Raw genomic sequence first — 19600 nt, forward strand, 5'->3', positions numbered from 1 at the left:
ATTGGCTTTAAATCCATATATGGGATGGGGACTATCGACACTAGCTTTATATTTTTTAAATCGAAATAACAGAGGCAGTGATGAACAGGCCGACTCCAAACCGGAAGAATTGAGTATTACAGAAACAAAGACAGGAACACCCATTCCGGTAATATTGGGTCGGACGCTGATCAAGTCACCGCTAACGATATACTACGGTGACTTTCGGGCAGAAGCATATACTGAAACTTATGCAGCGCACGCACACTTCTCTGCTTGGCCGCTGGTTTTTTCGCTTATTGCGGCATTTATTTCCCGACCTGACACAGGACACCAAACAACTCCGGCCAAGGTTAAAGGAAAGGTTACTAGTGGTAAGGAATCAGGAGCATCTGTCGAAGGTGAAGCAAATGATGCTAAATATAAAGACGATTTTACAGGACCACTGATAAATGCACTATTTACCTGGCTACTTATGTGGCTGATCAACGGCCGTAACCTGAAAACAACCATCCAGAAAGGTTTCAAGTACTATCTTGGCTATCAGCAGTTGGTGTGCTGGTCTAGCCCCAGGATGCGGCTGCGCACTGTGTATCTCGGCCAAAACAAGGTTTGGGAAGGGGATGTATCCCGCGAATCAGTTGCCCCCGGCCCCTTGGTTATCAAAATTGACAACGACCATCTTTTTGGTGGTCCGGATGAGGGAGGCGGGTTCATCGGCGAGTTGCATGTTTATCTCGGCGGCAGCGGCCAGCAGGCCGATCCCTGGATGATTGAGCAGATGAAGGCGGACAGTATCCAGAAGGAACTGCGAGGCTTAACCCCGGCTTACCGGCCTTTTGTCTCGGTGGTGGTACCTACGGCCTACATCGGCAAGCAAGCTACCATCCCGGAGATTTGGCTGGAAATGCAGGTTGCGCCAAACGGACTGGAAATTGGCGCTATTGGGGAAGATACCAATCCAGCCGAAAGTCTTTATGAGATTCACGTAAATAAGGATTGGGGGCTTGGTCAAAGTCCGGAACTGATTGATAAAGGGTCTCTGGTTGCAGCTGGAACTAAATTAAAGGAAGAGGGTCTAGGGATATCCTTGACCATATCCAATAAGGGAGCTGCACGTACAGTCATTGACTCCATATGTGACCACATTAATATGGTTCGTTATCAAGATCCTCAAACCGGCAAATTTGTCTACAAGCTCATCCGGGATGATTATGACCCGGAGCAGTTGACAATGCTTAATCAAAGCAACTGCGACAAGATAACCTTTAACCGGTTGGACTGGCGCGAAACGGTTGGTGAAATCTGCGTAACATATACTGATAGAAAGGCTCAGTACGAGCAAAGTAGCATTAACGACAATGACCCCACGGTGATCGAGTTAGCGGAGGGAAACAAGGTCACTAAGACCTATGACTATCCTTATTTTACGGTAGCTGAAAACGCTTTATGGGCAGCCAAAAGAGAATCGTATCAACAGGGCTATCCTTTGGCTACCGGTTCAATCACGGGTGACAGAACCTTATATAGTTTAAGGACTGGTGATGTGGCGTTACTAAACTGGCAGCCGTATGGGATAAAAAATCTTTTGATTCGCGTTACCGGGATTGACCTGGGGGATTTTATTAATGGCAAAATAACCATAGAATTTATGGAGGACGTATTTGGCCTTGGCAAAGCCAACTACAATTTTGACGGATCTACCGGCTGGAAAGATGAAGTCAAATACCCAACCGGGGTGCAGCAGTTCAGGTACCTGGAGCTGCCCTGGGAACTCATCCCGGATTATGATACCCACGTATTCGCCATGGCCGCCCAGCCGGATGTGAAAACCGTACAGTGGAACATATGGAGGAACAAAGAACCCATCGGCTGGACGTCCACCACAAGCCTGAGCAAGTGGACGCCAACAGGCAGGCTGATTTACGCGCTATCCGAATTTGCCGATCAGATCGACCTGCTTGGCGTGGAATTAATCGATATTTTTGGGCTAAAAGATTTAGAGTCGGCCACGTTGCCAAGCGGAGCGCCGGATATCGCCGGTGCCAGAAACGGCAGCAAGCTGATTGCCGTAAATGGTGAGCTGATTGCCTGGAGCAGTATAGAACGTCTGCCGAGCGGCAATTGGCAAATCAAAGGACTCATTCGGGGTGCATACGACACGGTGCCGCAAACCCATGCGCCCGGCTCCCTGTTTTTCTTCCTGGAACCACAGACTTACGCTAATGTTACTACCGGTGGTCCGGTCTGCAAGAAGGGGTTAACATCTACGGAATTTTACAACATAACCACAACTTCAGTCACTCATGTCACCGAGGAATTTGACAACAATAAAGTCCAACAATTCAAAACGACCAGGCGGGCCGAGAGGCCGAATGCGCCTGGTCGTTTTATGATGAGCTGCTGGAGCAAGACTGAAGCGATTCAGCATTCCCAAGTGGCCGGGAATGTGCGGTTCAATTGGGTGCACCGCAATAAAATCACACAAACCTATGGGGTGGCGGCCCAAAGTGATGTTTTAGAGGATTTCACCCAGCAGGAATTTGAACTCCCGCCAGGTGCCCATTATATAGCGAAGATTCTGGTAGGTTTGACTAAGGTTGCCGAGTACACTGTTGACGGCAAGGAGTTTACCTATACCTGGGCCGACCGGTGCCGGGACAGCAGCAACCTGGCCGACTCCACCACAGTGCAAGTGTTCACGGTGCAAAACGGCCTGGAATCTCATCAGCCACAGAGTCGCACCTTTGATTGGGAGATCCCACTGATGATCGACGCCTGCGAGACTGAGCTGGAGGCCCATACGACCCTGAATGCCTGGGCGAACGGCAATATCATCGCCGTGCCGGAAAGCCCGTATGCGGCTGAATTCCAGCGAACCTTTTCCCAGTACAGCATTTTTGTACTGGGCACCCGCGTTCCGGCCAACACGCCAGGGTCGCTGATTGCGCATAACGGGTCCGGCATTCTTCCCACTGGCCAGATCCTGGTCGTGACGGGCATGAGTAGCTACGACATTATGACCATGGGCGAATTTTATACTTTCCGCTCCAATTATGTCTGGAACGGCAGCGGCGGCAGCAACCTATATGTTTACAAAGAAGGAGGTGTGGAGCTTGGCTAATACTGAGAATTTACTGATTCCATTGCTGGAAGGAGATCACCTAGTCAACCGGGACGGAATAAACACTGCAATGGAAACAATTGATTTAAACGCGCTGCCGAAAACGCATAAGGACAGCAGTGTGCACTGGGACAGCTGGGCGGCTGGCAAATCGCACTTTTTGAAAGATGTTATCCGACTGGAGGAAATGCCGTCTTGGGGGTACCTGGAATGTACGACAGCTGGTACCAGTGGGGAAATTCCGCCTGTCTGCCCCTATGGACCTGGAGACAGTATAAGCGACGGTTCCATTGTGTGGACTCTTCAGCAAATCAACGGGGAGGTTAGACACGGCAGTCTTTTAGGCAGAACATATCCGAACCAACACCCTATATCAGCAATAACCGGCTTAGATGGGGAACTGTCAGCCCGACAGCTGACCAGTGAGAAAGGTAAGGCTAATGGCTATCCCAGCCTAGACGCCAACGGTCGGGTACCTATTTCGCAACTACCAGCCAACATCAAGGAGATGCGCGTTGTGGCCAATATAGCGGCCAGAAATGCGATTACCGGCGAGGATTTGTATGACGGACTTCGGGTTCGGGTTCTGGACGCCACTGGCGATCCCACCGTAAAGTCTGGGTGGGCTGAGTATGTTTATGATGCTGCCACCACCACTTGGATAAAGCTGTCTGAGAAAGAAAGCATGGATTTAGTGTTAGATTTCTCAAATATAGATAATGTTCCGCAAGTTCTAAAAGATTTATCAGATGCAAGCGGAAAATTGGCGTACAAAGGGGAGTTGGTGTATAAGGATGTTCGTTCAGTTAAAATAATTGGAGACGCTGAGATTCCTTATGATTGGGCAGGAAAAGTTGCAACCATTAAGGTTAACTGCAATGAAGCTAGAATTGAGGATACAAATGTGCTTGTTCAAACCGCTACTAAAAGCGATTATATGTCAAAATTAAACGTTTGGCATGATGTAGCTGCATTAACTCTTCCGGCTAATGAAGTTTATCTTGAACGAACCATAACGCCACAATACAGCATAGCAGAAGGTGATATCATAAGAGCTTCTGTTGCTGGTGATGACATAGGAATATCATTTACCATAATAATAATAAATAATTAAGGGGGATTTTATCATGGCTATACCAACTAATTACATCTTTCAGAGTGGGACTTGCCTTAAGAGTGAATTGTATGACACTATCATCAACAAGTTAATTGCTGCTGGATGGACTAATGTTTCATCCAAACCAGACACAGATTTTGATGTTTTAACTTCTCCTGGTAATACTGGCAACAAAGCATTAGTATTGAATATTCGTCCAATTCCTGCCGCTGGAACAGCAGCAAACAACATTAAGACAAGCGCGTATTGCCAAATGTCCATAAGATTGCAGACCTCATATACTCCTGGTTCAGCCGGAGTTGCAGGTGTTTTTGGACGTCCGTCACTGGCATGGACTGATGTGTATATTGCTCCGGTTAGTGCAGGAGCATCATTAGCTGCAGACACTTCCGTAAAATACAAATGGTATGCTGATGCCAGCAAGATTATTTTTACTATAGAATATCCTCCTGCAACAAACATGAATCCAGTTATGTTTTATCTTGGTGCTCCAGACTCTACATTTGTATCTGAATCTGGCAGTAGTGGAACAATATTTGCTTCTTCTATCAATATGACAGCAGCAAGTACATTATACATTTGCAATACTTCTGACGGTATTGGTTCCCTTAATGCTCCTTACACTATGACATCATCAGCATTTAATATTTTGAAAAATCCAAATAACGAGGGTTTATTCTTCCAATCAGCTATGTATTATCAATCTCCTACTGAAGGCATTAGGGGAATGTTAGATGGCATTCTATGCTTACCAAATCAAGCAACACAGACCGGAAATACAATAACTATTGATGGAAAAACATATTACCAATTGGTTTGCCATGTGGTAGGCAATAGTTCTTTCCCTTACCCAGTAATACTAGTGAGAACGGCATAGGAGGGGATTCCTATGCCAGTTTTACCTAAATGGCCTTCGGTATTGATGCATTTTGATGGCCCAATTGTAGACAATTATAATGATGTTGCACCTAATTACACAATTTCAACAACACCACCTTCTCAAATAACAACAATGAAAAAGAGCCAATTAAATAATAAAACATTCAATCTTGATAGTTTTAGCCTAAAATTCAAGAACGAAACTGATTTTGACAATTCTGGTAGTTTTACTGTTAGTTGGTGGGAAAATTTAACTTCCGCACCACAAGGTTCAGTGTCATTAACATTGTCTGCTCCCTCTTCTCCAAACTATTGTGCATTGGCGTTTGGTTATGTATCAGGAACGAACAGATATCTTTACTCTTCCAGCACTGGGGCTGGTTGGGAATTAATAAGCGGTTTTGATCTGGGAATACCGATTTATTATCAATGGGTTCATTGGGAAGCTGGATATGACAGTGTAAATAAAAAGATGTATATATTTAAAAATGGCACTTTATTACGTTCATTTACGTTTGCTGCAAATCCTGTTTCAGGAGCGGATAAATACACTTACATTGGGCAATACGGTAATTATATTAAAGGAGCTATTGCTGATTTCGATTTCTCTGCTGGAGTTTGCAAACATACTGCTGATTTTACGCCAAATCAACCAACTTCTACGCAAGTAAATATGTATTTAGACACCAGACTCGTTACAAACGGTAAATTTGGAAGTTCTATTTATCTTGCTGGATATATAAATATGTATCCCAGTTTGCTTGGATCTACAGATAAAGATTTTACCATTAGCTTTTGGGAATATCTGATAAATGCACAAATATATTCCGGTTCATTAACTATTAATAGTGATGGATCAGGCAATGATGGATCATGCGCTATCATACTGGGGTATAACATAGGTGGAAATAAGACTTTATGTTTATCCGCAGATAATAGTGGCACGTGGGATATTGCAAAAAGAGTGATATTAGAACCAATTACAAATTTATTAAATCGTTGGGCACATTGGGAAGTATGTTATAAAAAATCATCAAAAATGTTTTATGTATTTTTAGATGGTGTACTTAAGCATGCAGTGGTTTGTCCTTCCCCTTTGAAACAATCATTCATAAATAATTATTTAGGATGGGGGTATGGTGGATACTATCAAACAGCTTATTATGATGAATTTTTAGTATTACCTGGTGTTTGTTTACACACAGATGAATTTACTCCTCCAACTGAGCCATATTCATTGCCGTCTGATACTATTTATGGCAATGCAATAACATTAGAAAAACAAGGTTCAACAACTCCGTCTGATTATCCAGGTAAAGACTTTTATTTGCTTGATAAAGGTCAAAAATCAGCAGTTAACAGCCCAGGAATTGATTTGGAAATGGTTTCAGGAAATAGAAATATCATAAATTATCCAGGAAAAACTATTGATTTAGTATATTGTGGTATTTCTGCATTTCCAAACTTTGATGGTAAATCAATGCTATTAAACTCAGGAATCTACAGCATTGCAAACTACCCAGGAAAACTAATTAATAATCTGTATCATGATGATAATATTGCTTACAAATTCGACTTATTGGTAACACCTACCCACCTTTACAAAAATCAATTTTCAAAAATAACCAACACATATAAATATGATACAGGTGGAATGTTTGGAAAATATCAACTAAAAATCGGAGATGCGGTGGTTGTCCCATACGGTGGCAGTTACACTGACATTCAGCTGGTAGAAATTGATGTTTTACCATCTAAATTGGCAAAAGGTAAGAACTATTGCAAGTTAGAGTTTGAATATTCATCTGGAAAGAAAGGCTTTATAGATTTCGAAATCACAAAAGAGGAGAATTTCAGGAATAAAGTCGAGCGTACTTTCAAAAATTACGATGGAGGATACTTAGGAGATAAATTACTGGGTAAAGTAGCTCACTCTGTTGGTCAAACCTTCATGGTTCCCAAGGATAAGAATTCAACTATAATATTCACTAGCCCACAAACTAATGTGCCATTAGCCGGATATGAAAACATAAAAGGTGTTCTCATAAAAGCAGAAGGTGCAAAAGTTTTGGTTAGCATGGATGGCAAACAAACATGGAAAGCTTGGGCTCCAACAGTGCTTGATACCAACAATTTAGTGGATGCAGTTCCTAAATTCACTGCTACTAGTGATTTCCAATATGCAAACAGTGGTGGAGTAATATTAGGAGAATCGAGAGCTACTCCATCACTATATTATCAAGCATACAGGATGTTTAATGATACCGTTGAATTATACGGATGGACTAGCAGCAACAGTGCTCAACCAGATCATAAATTCTACGTTATGTTTCCAGTTCAAAAAACTATCGTTGGATTAACATTAACTCAAAGGGGCAGCACCACCGCTACATACATGCCATCAGCGTGGGTTTTGGAAGGAAGTAATGATGATGGTGGCACTTGGTATCCCGTAGACACACGAACTAATCAGACCTCATGGACAATAGGTCAAAAAGTTACTTATTTGTTCGCTAATAACAAATCATACAAAACTTACAGATTCCGTGTGACTAATGCTCCATATATACAGGTTATAATAGAAGAAGCTGAATTGTTAGAAGCACCAGTTTTACAAGAAGGATGGAAAACTGTTTCATTGGATGATATTGCAACACAAGGAATGGAAGTAAGCAAGGTAAATTCCATAACTCAGGTTCAATGGGCAGATTTATTCACACCAACTTCACTAGACTTTGCTATATATTTGGAAAATAATTTGTCTTCTTACGTTCCTTATATTGCTCAATCCCTTTTGTATGAGCCTAACCTTTACGGGGGAAACATAGGTGATTATACAGTTCCATCTGGATATGCCATTAGCAAATTGTTTGCTAATATAGGTGCTGCTGGAGCAAGTTCAGCCGGAACGCTATGTGTAGAATACACTGGAGACTCTGATTTAAATCCTCCTGTGCTTGATCAAATGCACTATAAAGCTTCTAACACAAACAGCCCTTTCACTGAAGATTTTGGTGAAGTAGCAGCAAGATACAGGAGAGCTTATATGTTTAGGGCTTCAGGGCTATCTGGGTATATAGGAACAATGCAAGTATATGGTGGCCCAAAAATGGCTTATTTGAAATCTATTGACATCGACATAACTCCCCTTTTGAAACGAGGATATGCCTTTATTATGTAAGAGCCGCAGGGCTCTATTTTTTGTGGGGTGATGCTATGCATAGGCCGAGAGAGCCGTGCTGCTTTTGATAGCGGTTTTTTTATGCCTATTTTATGGGAGGTAAAATTTTGATAAATAATACATTAACTAATATTTACATTTGGCTAGTAAACCTCTATACTGCCACAGAATTAAAGATTATTGCATTTAGCTCCATTTTAGGAGCTATTTTTATTGATGCGATAGGCGGCTTAGACATTCAAATTACCGCCTTATTCAAACTAATGATAGCTGATTACACAACCGGTTTAATTGCCGCATACCGCACAAAGACCATAGGTTCAAAAAAAGGAACAACAGGTCTATTCAAAAAAATAGCAATCTTGTGTGCGGTAATGCTTGCTAACACGGTAGACAATGCCTTTGCGATAAATACGGCGAGGCATATGGCTATATGTGGTTTTGCAGGAATAGAGGTATTCAGCCTAATTGAAAACATTGACAGAATCGGATGGGGTAAATATATTCCGGAATTTTTGCGAAATGCATTTATTCAGATTAGAAAAGAAAAAGGAGTGTAGTGAATGGTTAAAATCTTTATTAATCCAGGGCACGCGCCAAATGGCAAACCTGATCCAGGTGCGTCCAATCCCAATACTGGCCTTCGGGAATGTGATGTAGCTTTAGCAGTTGGAAACATGGTCGCCGAGTATTTACAAAATGTAGGTTATGAAGTTCAAGTATTGCAATCCAATTCACTCTCTGAAATCTGCGACGCCGCTAATAGCTGGCCAGCAGATTTATTTATTAGCATCCATTGTAATGCTTTTAATACGGCAGCCAAGGGGACGGAGACTTGCGTATTTTCTTCGTTTGGTGCACGACTTGAATATGCGTCACCGTGTAGCAAAAAGCTAGGCGAATACATTCAGTCTCAAATTGTTAAAAGCTTAGGTACCGTGGATCGCGGCCTTAAACCGCGCACTCCCGGCGTTAACGGTTTGTATGTGCTTACGAATACGGATATGCCGGCGGTGCTATCGGAACTGGCTTTTATTGACAACGACGAAGATGCAGCCTTATTGACTAACCATCAAGATGATTTTGCTGCAGCAATCGCGAGAGGCGTCACAGATTGGCTCAGTTTTTAGTTTTGGTTGGCAGTGGTTAATATTTCTTTAAAAAGCACTATCTATTTTGGCTGTTTTTTGTACGGATAAAGAGTGAGGGGCGCGTGCAGGAATGAAAGATGGGTAAAAAAGCCGCTATAAAAAATAGCGGCAATAAAAGGATGTGTTCAATTTGTTTATAGATATACCGCCGAAATATTTAGTAAGTTTTTTTCTTGGGTGTGTGTCTGGCCTTGTTTTGGTGAAGTGGATAATCCCTAACTATTTCACTAAGAAAAAGAATTGTAGTTCCACTAAACATAATCCCAAACATAGCTAACACTATAAATCCTTCCGTAGTAGTTCCTCCTAGATTTCTTCCGATGATTTCGCAAGCTTCTTTTGAAGAACTGGCTATAAGGAATAAACTGGCAGGAAAAAAATGCCCTAGGAATTCAAAAAACTTTTTCATAAATATAATCTTTTCCAGCAAAATCTTAACTGTCACGGTTGCAACTATTCCAATTAAATAAACTATAGCTATATTGAGCCAGCTTTGCAATTGCTCCATCCACATAGTTATCACCTCCCTTCGGGGTGAAAATTCGACAAAAACCAAATATTTCCTATATGGAATAACAAAAACATGGAGGAAAGAACATGAATAAAGAACAAATCAAAAGCAAGGTAAATGAAACTGGTAAGAAAGTTGATAATTGGGCTGAAGACACTGCCATAAAGCATAACTATCCGAAGTGGAAGATTTACTTAGGCGTGGTAATAGGTATATTGGCCGTCATAGGATTGTGCTATCTGGCCGGGTGGATGTAATGAAAGAGTTTGTAAAAAATAATTGGAAATATCTCTTGGGGCTGGCTGTATTGCTGGCCCTATTGTTTTTCGCCCGACAGGAATACCTGCAGTGGAAGCAGCATATCATCGATCAGGCACAGAGACAGGAAGCGCCGCAAACCCAGACTATCACGCTACCGCCTCAAGTCATCCATACCAACACTGAGACTATCCGGGAAGTAGCCGTACAAGCTCCTTCTCAGCCTGGAGCCGTGTTGTCGTTTGTGGAGCGTCAAGGAAAAGTTATTGCTGTTGTGAATGGCAAGGAAATAGAGGTGCCAAATCAGACCGGACAGCCGGCAGTCAAGCTGGGGGAGAATGGCGAGTTACGAATGTCTCAGACGACTACGGCCAGGATTGATGTTACCGATATGGCAAACGCACAAGCGAGGCTGATAGCGAACCAGGAACTTGAAAAACAGGCTGTAGTACACAAAAAAGAAATGGACAAAGAAAAAGCCGCTCGGAAGAAAGAGCGGTTAGGTTGGATTGTTGGTAGTGCAGCAGGTGCATATCTGCTGACTAGATAGTTGTTGCCGCTCGGGGAAACCTGGGCGGCTTTTTGTTATATCCCCACTTTACAGTATCAAACATTTGTTCTAAAATATAACCAAACAGATGTTCCGTGAAGGAGTGTTTACTGTGTCAAAATTATCGGAAATTTTTACCTATCTATGCGAGTATCCGCATTCGTATTCGCCATCAATTCGCGAGATCGGAAAGGCTGTTGGGTTTCATAGCAGTTCTACAGTACATGCGTATCTTCAGAGATTAGAAAATCAAGGGTTTATTAAACGGCAGCCAGGATGTCCGCGTTGCATTTCGGTGATTAGACATAAGTAAGCAGAAAAAAACTAGTCCCTGACATGAGTCGGGGACTAGTTTTTGAGTTGGGGACATTCTGGGGACAGAATACACGCATAACGAAATAAATCTATTGTTTTATACGTAAAAGCAAAGCCTAAATTTCTAGTTTTACAAGGAATCAGAGGATGTACATGTTTCCATTCTACGTACCTTTTAATTTACGAAGCATTGACATTTGCGGTTGCATTTGCCACGCTTATGGTATTGGTCACAACCAAAAAGAAATAACCGCCCCTCAGCTCAAATAGTGGGCGGTTATTTCTTGAATAACTAAACAACGTTTGGGCTAACCGTTTTCCGGTTAGACAGCCTGTGGGGCTGGCGTGGTTGTAACACGTCAGTCCTTTTCTTATATTATACCTATAGACGGAAAAATATGCAACCAGTCGAGAAAAGATCCTACCTAAGTAGTTCATTCTACTTGCAATTCGTTTGGATGACACTAAGGGAACACCTTGAAAGAGCCTGATGCCATTCATTAAATCAGGGACTTCTTGAAAACTGTGTTCTTTGTATTCGGAATAGTTATTTTTTTCTCAAATATGAAAAGTATAGATTTTCAATAGTAAAAGACGTATAATAAGAACTGGATTACTGGTATGACCACTAGGTGACTGGTCCTGATATTAGGAATAGCGTAGGGCTGGGACGTAAGTGAGAGAAATAACCAGAATAGTTCGTAATCCCAGGAAGCAAAATAATGTTTACAGCCTATTTCTTATCTTTGGACGAACTAAGTTACGTTGCGTTATACCAAAATATGAAAGGTGGGACACTATTGTGTGGCAAGTAGTTCAACATCCGCTGGGAATAGGATTATCTGCATTTGTGGCCTTCATTCCTTTACTATGGTTGTTGTTGAGTCTGGGAGTATTTAAAATGGCGGCGCATAGGACTTGTTTCATCGCTATGCTGATGACTATGCTGCTAGCGGCCGTTGCGTGGCAAATGCCGCCAGGCTTAGTGGCGACAGGTGCTCTGGATGGTGCGATACTGGCCATATGGCCAATCCTATGGGTCATTTTCTCAGCAATTTTTACTTACAACATGACGTTACAGACCGGTGCTATGGATAAAATCAAAGGGCTGATGGCCGGTTTTTCCAGTGACCGCCGTGTGCAGGCACTTTTGATTGCCTGGGGCTTCGGTGCCTTTTTGGAGGCAGCCGCCGGGTTCGGCACAGCCGTGGCGATTCCTGCCGCTATCTTAATCAGTCTGGGTTTCAATCCTTTTTTTGCTTCGGTGATTTGTCTGATTGCCAATACCGTGCCTGTTGCTTTCGGCGCAGTCGGTATTCCCGTTATTACCCTGGCCAAGGTAGCTGATCTGGATTTATTACGGTTGACACTTGATTGTGCGATTCAACTGACTCCATTTGTAATGATCATTCCGTTGGCGCTGATTTGGATTATGACCAAAAGCCTAGCCGGTTTAAAAGGCGTTATCGGCATGGCAATTGCTGCCGGTATTGCTTTTGCAATTCCCCAGCTTATCATTGCCGCTTACATGGGGCCTGAACTGACTTCGATTGTTGGTTCTGTGGTTTCGATGATTACGATTGTACTTTGGAATAAAATTTCACCGCCCAAAACAGAGTGGTATTTCCCTGGAGAGCAGACAGCTAAGCCTAACGGGCAGGTTTTTAAAACCTCCTTAAAAGAACAAAGCATTGCCTGGTCGCCATATGTATTGTTATTTGTCTTGATTCTGGGCACTAATAATGCAGTGCTGCCGTCGTTAAGTAAATGGCTGGGGACGGTACAGACAAGCATACAGGTCTATTTCGGGCCTGGTGGCAAACCGATGTCCATTCAATGGCTGTTAACACCTGGTACGTTGATTCTTATCGGGGCTGTTATCGGTGGGCTATTGCAAGGTGCTGCGCTTGGTGATATGGGGACAGTATTTAAAAAGACCTGTTCGCAGCTTAAAAAAACAACCATAACCGTAGTATCTATTGTAGCATTGGCTAAAGTTATGGGATATTCCGGCATGGTATCTGATATTGCTTTTGCCTTAGCACAGACAACAGGAAGTTTTTATCCCTTTATTGCACCGCTGGTCGGGGCTTTGGGCACGTTTGTAACAGGCAGCGATACGAATGCCAACGTATTGTTCGGCGGCTTGCAAAAACAAACTGCGCTGCAGATTGGGGCCGATCCGACCTGGATTGCAGCGGCTAATACCAGCGGGGCTACCGCCGGTAAAATGATTTCACCGCAAAGTATTGCGATTGCTACGTCAGCTACCAACCAGGCAGGTATTGAAGGGGATATCTTACGCGAGACGGCGGGGTATTGTCTTGTTTACACGCTTTTGTTGGGAGCTTGGGTATATTTCGTAAATTACACACGTTTATTCTTATAAATGAGACTTGATTCAGATGAGGTTTTAACCCACCTGAATCTTAGTCGAATTATCCGTACGACTTAGCCGTTCGTTACTCCCGCCTACAGAGGAGGGGTATTAGAACGGGTTAGTCATCAGATAAATCCTGAGTTAAGCAAATTTTAAAATTAAAGGAGCGAGTGACAATGAGTAATTACAATGCGGTATCACAAGATTTGATTAAGAAACTTGCAGAAATTATTGGGGACAAATATGTAATAAGCGATCCTGATCGCATGGACCCTTATTCTCATGATGAAGTGACAGATCCTAAATACAAAAAGATGCCGGAAGTCGTTGTCTTACCGGCAAACGCACAGGAGATTTCGCAAATTGTTAAATTAGCTGCGGCAAACAATGTACCTGTGATTGCACGCGGCGGCGGCACGGGTCTTACCAGTGCTTCGGTACCGTTTAAAGGTGGTATTGTTTTGTCGGTTGAACGCATGAATAAGATTATCGGAATCGACAAGGAAAATATGTTTATGGAAGTGGAGCCAGGTGTCACAACCGGCGATGTACAGAAGGCGGCCAATGAACAGGGCTTTTTGTATGCAGGCGATCCTTGCAGCGGCGACAGCTCCTTTATCGGTGGCAATGTGGCGACCAATGCCGGTGGTAATAAAGCCGTAAAATACGGTACGACCCGGCACCAGGTGAATGGAGTTGAAATTGTCACTGCCGAAGGGGAAATTGTTACCTTTGGTGGAAAATGCAAAAAAGATTCAACAGGCTACAGCCTCTTAAATCTGGTGATTGGTTCGGAAGGTACGCTGGGCATTATTACAAAATGTTATTTAAAACTGGTGCCGCTGGCTAAAAACGTTATGGATGTTTTGGCCGTATTCCCCGATTTGAAAACTGCGATCGGCATTGTACCCAAGATTATGTCTGCAGGCATCATGCCCATGTGTGTGGAATTTATGGATAATGAGTCGATCAAATGCTGTGAAAAATTCTTGAATGAAAAGCTGCCAAACAGCGAAAATGGGTACTATATCATCATTTCCATTGAAGGCGACAACGAAGAGTTATTGGAAGACCAATGTGTTACGATTGACGAAATGGCAACGGAACATGGCGCAATGACTGTACTCGCAGCCGATCCGGCGCGTATCTGGAAGGCCAGAAAGGCTTATGCCGAAGCCGACCGCGCCCGCAGCCTGATCTTCTCAATGGAAGATCTGGTTGTACCGGTGGATAAGATTCCACAGACGGTAGAAAAAATTGCCGAACTGGGTGAGAAATATAATATTGCCATTCATTGTGCCGGACATGCCGGTGATGGCAACATTCATGCCAATATTTTAAAGGATCAGCTTTCTGATGAAGAATGGAACGAAAAACTGCCAAAACTGCAGAATGAAATTTATACAGCCGTATATCAAGTCGGCGGTAAATTATCCGGCGAACACGGTATCGGTTATAAACGGGTCAAACTGCTGGAACAATATGCAAATCCGGTAGAACTAAAAATGATGAAGGCGATTAAACAAGCTCTTGATCCTAAAAATATCCTGAATCCTGGCAAAGTAATTGACATAGGCTAATAGATACTGACACCTCTGAGTAAAAAAGTTTATTCAGAGGTGTTTCATCCTGTATGTGAAAAGTTAGGAGGATTATTGTGAATGTGATAAAAATACCTTACGGCAAACAAGCTCTGACTTTAGAACTGCCTGATGAGGAATTGGCAGGGGTTTTGATGTCCAAAGCCCATGATTTTACTCCGGAAGCCGGGGAAACGGACTTGGTGCAGCAGGCTTTGGCGCATCCTATTGGTTCAGCTCAACTTTGCGAGTTAGTCAAAGGTAAACAGAGAATTGTATTGATTGCCAGCGATCATACCCGGCCGGTGCCCAGTAAAGTCATTACCCCGCTGGTGCTGGCGGAAATCAGAAAAGGCAATCCTAAGGCTGATATCACAATTCTTATTGCCACCGGATTTCACCGTGCTACCACTAAAGCCGAACTGATCGAGAAATTCGGTGAAAAGATTGTACGTGAAGAGAACATCGTTATTCATGACTCGCGTAAAGCGGCAGACATGGTGAATATCGGCAAGCTGCCGTCAGGTGGCGACATTCTTCTGAATAAGGTGGCGGCTTCTGCCGATTTGCTGCTGGCCGAAGGTTTTATTGAGCCGCACTTTTTTGCCGGATTTTCCGGCGGACGTAAAAGTGTGCTGCCCGGGGTTGTCAGTAAGGAAACGGTGCTGGCTAATCATTGTGCCGAATTTATTGCTTCCGATAAAGCCAGAACCGGCGTATTGGACGGCAATCCCATCCATATCGATATGATCAGCGCCGCCCGGCAGGCTAATTTGGCTTTTATCGTCAATGTTGTTATTGATGCCGAGAAAAAAGTTATCAAAGCCTTTGCCGGCGATATGGAAAAAGCGCATGCCGAAGGCGTTGCCTTTGTCCGGGAGTTGGCTACCGTCGGGGCGAAACCAGCAGAAATTGTCATTACTTCCAACGGCGGTTATCCACTCGATCAGAATATTTACCAAAGTGTAAAAGGCATGTCGGCAGCGGAAGCGACCTGCAAGGAAGGCGGGGTTATCATTATTTGCTCGGCTTGCAACGACGGACATGGTGGTGAGGCTTTCTACCGCTGGTTTGCTGACGCAGCCGGTCCGAAAGAGATCATGGACAAAATTATGGCGATTGATGCGGCTTCAACGATTGCCGACCAATGGGAAGCGCAAATCTTAGCGCGCATTCAATTAAAACATAACATTATTATCGTGACCGATCAATGTGAGCATCAACTGATTGAAAATATGCACATGCGAGCCGCTGCTACGCTTGATGAAGCGCTCGCCATGGCTCGACAGCTTGTGGCTAAAGAGGCGAAGATTACCGTCATCCCTGACGGCGTGTCTGTAATTGTAAGTCAGTAAAGAAGCGGGGCGGGGCGAAATTACCAGCAATTCTGAAATTCGCAGGAATGATCGGACTACGTGTCGAAATTAACGATACAATAGTGAAATGAGATAGAATCGAAAGGGATATGACAATGGAATTTCAGCAGATTTTTACCCCAAAAATCTACGAATTGGTAATTGCGCAAATCAAAGAGATGATTTATCATAAAAAACTGGTAAAGGGTGATAAGCTTCCTTCGGAACGGGAACTGGCAAGCCAGCTTGGCGTAAGCCGCACGGCGGTGCGAGAAGCCTTGCGCTCTCTTGGAATGCTGGGACTTATCGTCAGCCGTCACGGCGAGGGAACTTTTGTCGCTTCAGCTTTTCCGGAAGAAAAACTCTTTGAACCGCTATCCCTGATTTTTATGCTGGAGGACAACCCGGAGGAATTGGCAGAAGTGAGAGCCATGCTGGAAATCCAGTGTGCGGCGTTGGCTGCCGAGAGAGCTTCAGCGGAAGAATTAAGCCTTTTAGGGGCTTGCATTCAGGATTTCCAGTATTCGCAGGAAGGACCCCGCCTGGCGGAGGTTGACAAGAACTTTCATACTTTGATTGCCAAAGCCAGTCACAATACGCTGTTATACTATCTGTATTCTTCCATTCACGAGGTGGTCAGCCATCACATCGTGGATATGCGATATTTGATTATTTCAGACCCACGCAATTCAAAAATTTTGGCCGAACAGCATTTAAAAATCTATGAGTCTATTGCTGCTGGCAATGTACTTGGCGCAAATCAGACGATGGCTGAACATATGCGGTTTGTCCGCAGTAAATATGAACAAAGCATAGAGGGATGACATACCTGTAATACGAAAAGCCGTTCTGGCTGCTCCTTAGAAAAGAAGCACTCAGAACGGCTTTATTTATTAGACGCCTAGCACTTTTTAGGTGTCTGAACATGGCCTTTTGTAAACCGTAGGCTGGATTCCAGCAAAGGAAATACAACATCCGAAGATGAATAAAATAATAAGCCACTATAGTATGTAATGATTCGGGAGGGTTTAATGTTTAGCATCTTTGATATTTTTCAAAATCAACCGTGGAAAGAATACGAACCCATTTATAGTGGTCAATCTTAAGGAGGAAATGATAAAGATGGAAGGAAAGCTTTTGGAGTTAACACGAGTTTCGTTGGAAGCACTAACCGATGACGAATTGGAATACGAACTATATATCTATATTCTCAACAAAATAATAGGAGAGGACTACGATAAGGAATACGAAATTGTTACTAAACTTCCAAATGGATTAAAGTATTTATTTGCTTCAATTCAACTGGAAAATGAAGTGTATAATGGTGGGTTCAATCAATACTTTTATAACACTGGTGGAGAGTTCATTGATGAAGCAATAGAGGCATTTCATTATTTTGGACTTCCCCAAATAGCTGAAATTGCCGTAAAAGCTGCGGAGATAGCAGTTAAAGAAATAGATCTTCACATTACTACCAAAAAAATAGGAACGTTAGAAGCTTTTAGCAATTCATATAAATATACAGAACTCGATGAAGCGGATAGTGATTTTTATAAAAATGACGAAAGTATAAGCCCAACCCGCATCGCAAAGATACGAAAAAACGTAGAGGATTTCCTGTTAGCAAATACGGCAAATAGTATAGGAAAGAAGTGATTGTTTTGAAATTTAATAACAAAGGAATATATCAATTATGTTTTGGTCTTATTTTATTTTTACTTATTTCAAGCGTCGGAATAAATGTTTATGCGGATGAAAAAGCAGATCCGAAATTTGAGGCGGCTCGTTCTTTTTCTGAGAATCTAGCGGCAGTCAAAGTGAATGGGAAATGGGGACTTATTGATGTAAAGGGCAATTTTGTTGTACCGGCCGCATATGAAAGTATAAGTTTTTACAAAGGAACTGCAATCATTAAAATGGCAGGTAAGTATGGCGTAATCAGTACAATGGGAAAGGAAATTATTCCTGCCCAATATGAAGAAATAACTTATAGCAAAGATTGGCGAAATAGGCCTCAGAACGAGCTTCTCGCGGTAAAGCAGGGTAGTAAATGGGGTGTTTACGATCGGTCTGGAAAAGAAATTGTTCCGGTATATTATGACAAAATCGAAATTAACTTTAACGGAACAATTAATGTGAGCCTAAATAGCAAAGTAGGACTTTTGGATAAAAACGGACGCACACTCATCCCTGTAGGTTATAGTTTTATTTTCAGTTCTTCTCACTGGGATGAAAAAGAGCCAGTAAAGAACCTTTCCACGGTAGGCTTAGGGGGTAAATGGGGTATCGTTGACCAAAACGGAAAAGAAATTATTCCGGTAGTATATGACCGGGTAAGCATGGGAGCTAATTTAATTAGAGTTCAGAAAGATAAGAAGTTTGGATTTAGCAATTATCAAGGACAAGAAGTAATTCCGCTAAAATATGATGAGGACTGGAGATATGCCGGGCTCTATTATTTCAGCGAAGGGGTGGCTGCAGTTTCCGTTGCTGGGAAATGGGGATATATTGATGAAAAGGATAGAACAGTGATTCCTTTTGCGTATGATAATGGATATCCGTTTAAAGACGGTTTAGCAGTTGTTTCGCTTAATAAAAGACAAGGCTTGATTAACAAAGAAAATAAAATCATCATTCCACTGCAGTATGATAACCTTTATTATTTAGCACAGCTTTATAATGGCTCGACAATGTATGCTGGGGATAACTTGATTATTGCAAAATCGGGAGACAAGGAAGGCGTTTTTGATATTAATGGTCGAGAAATTATTCCTTTAAAGTATGAATCCATAAGTTCAATTGGCGACGGATTATTTAAAGTGCAATTAAATACTAAATATGGTGTTATTGACAAAACAGATAAAGTTATTATACCGATACAAAGCAAAGTATATGAATATATACAATATGATGAGAATAAAACCTTCAGGGTATTTAACGAAGGAAAATGGAAGTTTTATAAACAAGATGGTGCCGAATTAATTCGATCGGAGTATGACTATGCATTGCCATTTGCAAATGGGCTAGCACCGGTAAAAGTTAATAACAAATGGGGCTATGTAGATAGGAAAGGAAAGTTAACTCCTTGGAGTTATTAATGAGGTTTCGTGGGAACAGGTGCGGCGCGTCCTAAAGTAAAGTGCCGAAAAAGGAATGTGCCGATTGTCCCTTACTTGCCATTAGGGGAACTAAGTGGGGAATAATTTCCAGTGTTTGGAGA

16 protein-coding genes are annotated in these 19600 nt (G+C 42.6%); 15 read left to right on the top strand and 1 reads right to left on the bottom strand.

The features are described from left to right. The first annotated feature begins 1 nt into the window (after window position 1). The 6 genes from SRRS_RS03630 to SRRS_RS03655 all read left to right on the top strand — a co-directional run bounded on the left by SRRS_RS03630 (window position 2) and on the right by SRRS_RS03655 (window position 9410). On the top strand, window positions 2-3103 hold the full coding sequence (locus tag SRRS_RS03630) for a phage tail protein (RefSeq protein ID WP_371366316.1): 3102 nt from the start codon (window positions 2-4) through the stop codon (window positions 3101-3103). Next, window positions 3096-4217: a hypothetical protein gene (locus SRRS_RS03635; protein ID WP_371366318.1), complete on the top strand. Its 1122-nt coding sequence runs from the start codon at window positions 3096-3098 to the stop codon at window positions 4215-4217. The genes SRRS_RS03630 and SRRS_RS03635 overlap by 8 nt, the downstream gene beginning before the upstream one ends. A gap of 13 nt (window positions 4218-4230) precedes the next feature. Further along, the gene (locus SRRS_RS03640) at window positions 4231-5097 is read left to right on the top strand and encodes a hypothetical protein (protein WP_371366320.1); all 867 of its coding nucleotides are present in this window, start codon (window positions 4231-4233) and stop codon (window positions 5095-5097) included. A 12-nt stretch (window positions 5098-5109) separates the two neighbouring features. Further along, window positions 5110-8280 (top strand): hypothetical protein, encoded by a 3171-nt coding sequence (locus SRRS_RS03645; protein ID WP_371366322.1) that lies wholly within the window; start codon window positions 5110-5112, stop codon window positions 8278-8280. 107 nt (window positions 8281-8387) lie between these two features. Continuing rightward, window positions 8388-8840: a holin family protein gene (locus SRRS_RS03650; RefSeq protein WP_371366324.1), complete on the top strand. Its 453-nt coding sequence runs from the start codon at window positions 8388-8390 to the stop codon at window positions 8838-8840. Window positions 8841-8843: 3 nt separating this feature from the next. Beyond that, window positions 8844-9410, top strand: a complete 567-nt coding sequence (locus tag SRRS_RS03655; protein ID WP_371366326.1) for an N-acetylmuramoyl-L-alanine amidase — start codon at window positions 8844-8846, stop codon at window positions 9408-9410. Window positions 9411-9588: 178 nt separating this feature from the next. On the opposite strand, the gene SRRS_RS03660 is transcribed toward SRRS_RS03655, so the two are convergent. Continuing rightward, entirely contained in the window at window positions 9589-9945 is a 357-nt protein-coding gene (locus SRRS_RS03660; protein WP_371366328.1) for a hypothetical protein, read from the bottom strand. Window positions 9946-10028: 83 nt separating this feature from the next. On the opposite strand from SRRS_RS03660, the gene SRRS_RS03665 reads away from it, so the two are divergent. From SRRS_RS03665 to SRRS_RS03705, 9 genes are all read left to right on the top strand, one after another. Further along, a complete protein-coding gene (locus SRRS_RS03665; RefSeq protein ID WP_371366330.1) occupies window positions 10029-10199 on the top strand; it encodes a hypothetical protein in 171 nt (56 codons plus the stop codon). Continuing rightward, on the top strand, window positions 10199-10750 hold the full coding sequence (locus SRRS_RS03670; RefSeq protein ID WP_371366332.1) for a hypothetical protein: 552 nt from the start codon (window positions 10199-10201) through the stop codon (window positions 10748-10750). Before SRRS_RS03665 ends, SRRS_RS03670 begins: the two co-directional genes overlap by 1 nt. A gap of 112 nt (window positions 10751-10862) precedes the next feature. Next, window positions 10863-11063 carry a LexA family protein gene (locus SRRS_RS03675; RefSeq protein ID WP_371366334.1) on the top strand — a complete coding sequence of 67 codons (201 nt, stop codon included), beginning with the start codon at window positions 10863-10865 and terminating at the stop codon, window positions 11061-11063. A gap of 804 nt (window positions 11064-11867) precedes the next feature. Then, window positions 11868-13454 carry an L-lactate permease gene (locus SRRS_RS03680; RefSeq protein ID WP_371366336.1) on the top strand — a complete coding sequence of 529 codons (1587 nt, stop codon included), beginning with the start codon at window positions 11868-11870 and terminating at the stop codon, window positions 13452-13454. A gap of 167 nt (window positions 13455-13621) precedes the next feature. Further along, on the top strand, window positions 13622-15025 hold the full coding sequence (locus SRRS_RS03685) for an FAD-binding oxidoreductase (RefSeq protein WP_371366338.1): 1404 nt from the start codon (window positions 13622-13624) through the stop codon (window positions 15023-15025). Between the two features lie 77 nt (window positions 15026-15102). Next, window positions 15103-16380, top strand: a complete 1278-nt coding sequence (gene larA / locus SRRS_RS03690) for a nickel-dependent lactate racemase (protein WP_371366340.1) — start codon at window positions 15103-15105, stop codon at window positions 16378-16380. Window positions 16381-16496: 116 nt separating this feature from the next. Next, window positions 16497-17204 carry a FadR/GntR family transcriptional regulator gene (locus SRRS_RS03695; RefSeq protein WP_371366342.1) on the top strand — a complete coding sequence of 236 codons (708 nt, stop codon included), beginning with the start codon at window positions 16497-16499 and terminating at the stop codon, window positions 17202-17204. Window positions 17205-17502: 298 nt separating this feature from the next. Continuing rightward, window positions 17503-18036, top strand: a complete 534-nt coding sequence (locus tag SRRS_RS03700) for a DUF4375 domain-containing protein (protein ID WP_371366344.1) — start codon at window positions 17503-17505, stop codon at window positions 18034-18036. A gap of 5 nt (window positions 18037-18041) precedes the next feature. Continuing rightward, entirely contained in the window at window positions 18042-19478 is a 1437-nt protein-coding gene (locus SRRS_RS03705; RefSeq protein ID WP_371366346.1) for a WG repeat-containing protein, read from the top strand. The last annotated feature ends 122 nt before the right edge of the window (window positions 19479-19600 follow it).

The sequence above is a fragment of the Sporomusa rhizae genome (assembly GCF_041428845.1).
Classification (GTDB): Bacteria; Bacillota; Negativicutes; order Sporomusales; family Sporomusaceae; genus Sporomusa; species Sporomusa rhizae.

Bases quoted from the DNA above. Each gene is read 5' to 3' on its own strand.
- SRRS_RS03640 (WP_371366320.1), top strand. From the start codon at position 4,231: ATGGCTATACCAACTAATTACATCTTTCAGAGTGGGACTTGCCTTAAG.
- SRRS_RS03645 (WP_371366322.1), top strand. From the start codon at position 5,110: ATGCCAGTTTTACCTAAATGGCCTTCGGTATTGATGCATTTTGATGGC.
- SRRS_RS03655 (WP_371366326.1), top strand. From the start codon at position 8,844: ATGGTTAAAATCTTTATTAATCCAGGGCACGCGCCAAATGGCAAACCT.
- SRRS_RS03660 (WP_371366328.1), bottom strand. From the start codon at position 9,945: ATGTGGATGGAGCAATTGCAAAGCTGGCTCAATATAGCTATAGTTTAT.
- SRRS_RS03665 (WP_371366330.1), top strand. From the start codon at position 10,029: ATGAATAAAGAACAAATCAAAAGCAAGGTAAATGAAACTGGTAAGAAA.
- SRRS_RS03670 (WP_371366332.1), top strand. From the start codon at position 10,199: ATGAAAGAGTTTGTAAAAAATAATTGGAAATATCTCTTGGGGCTGGCT.
- SRRS_RS03685 (WP_371366338.1), top strand. From the start codon at position 13,622: ATGAGTAATTACAATGCGGTATCACAAGATTTGATTAAGAAACTTGCA.
- SRRS_RS03695 (WP_371366342.1), top strand. From the start codon at position 16,497: ATGGAATTTCAGCAGATTTTTACCCCAAAAATCTACGAATTGGTAATT.
- SRRS_RS03700 (WP_371366344.1), top strand. From the start codon at position 17,503: ATGGAAGGAAAGCTTTTGGAGTTAACACGAGTTTCGTTGGAAGCACTA.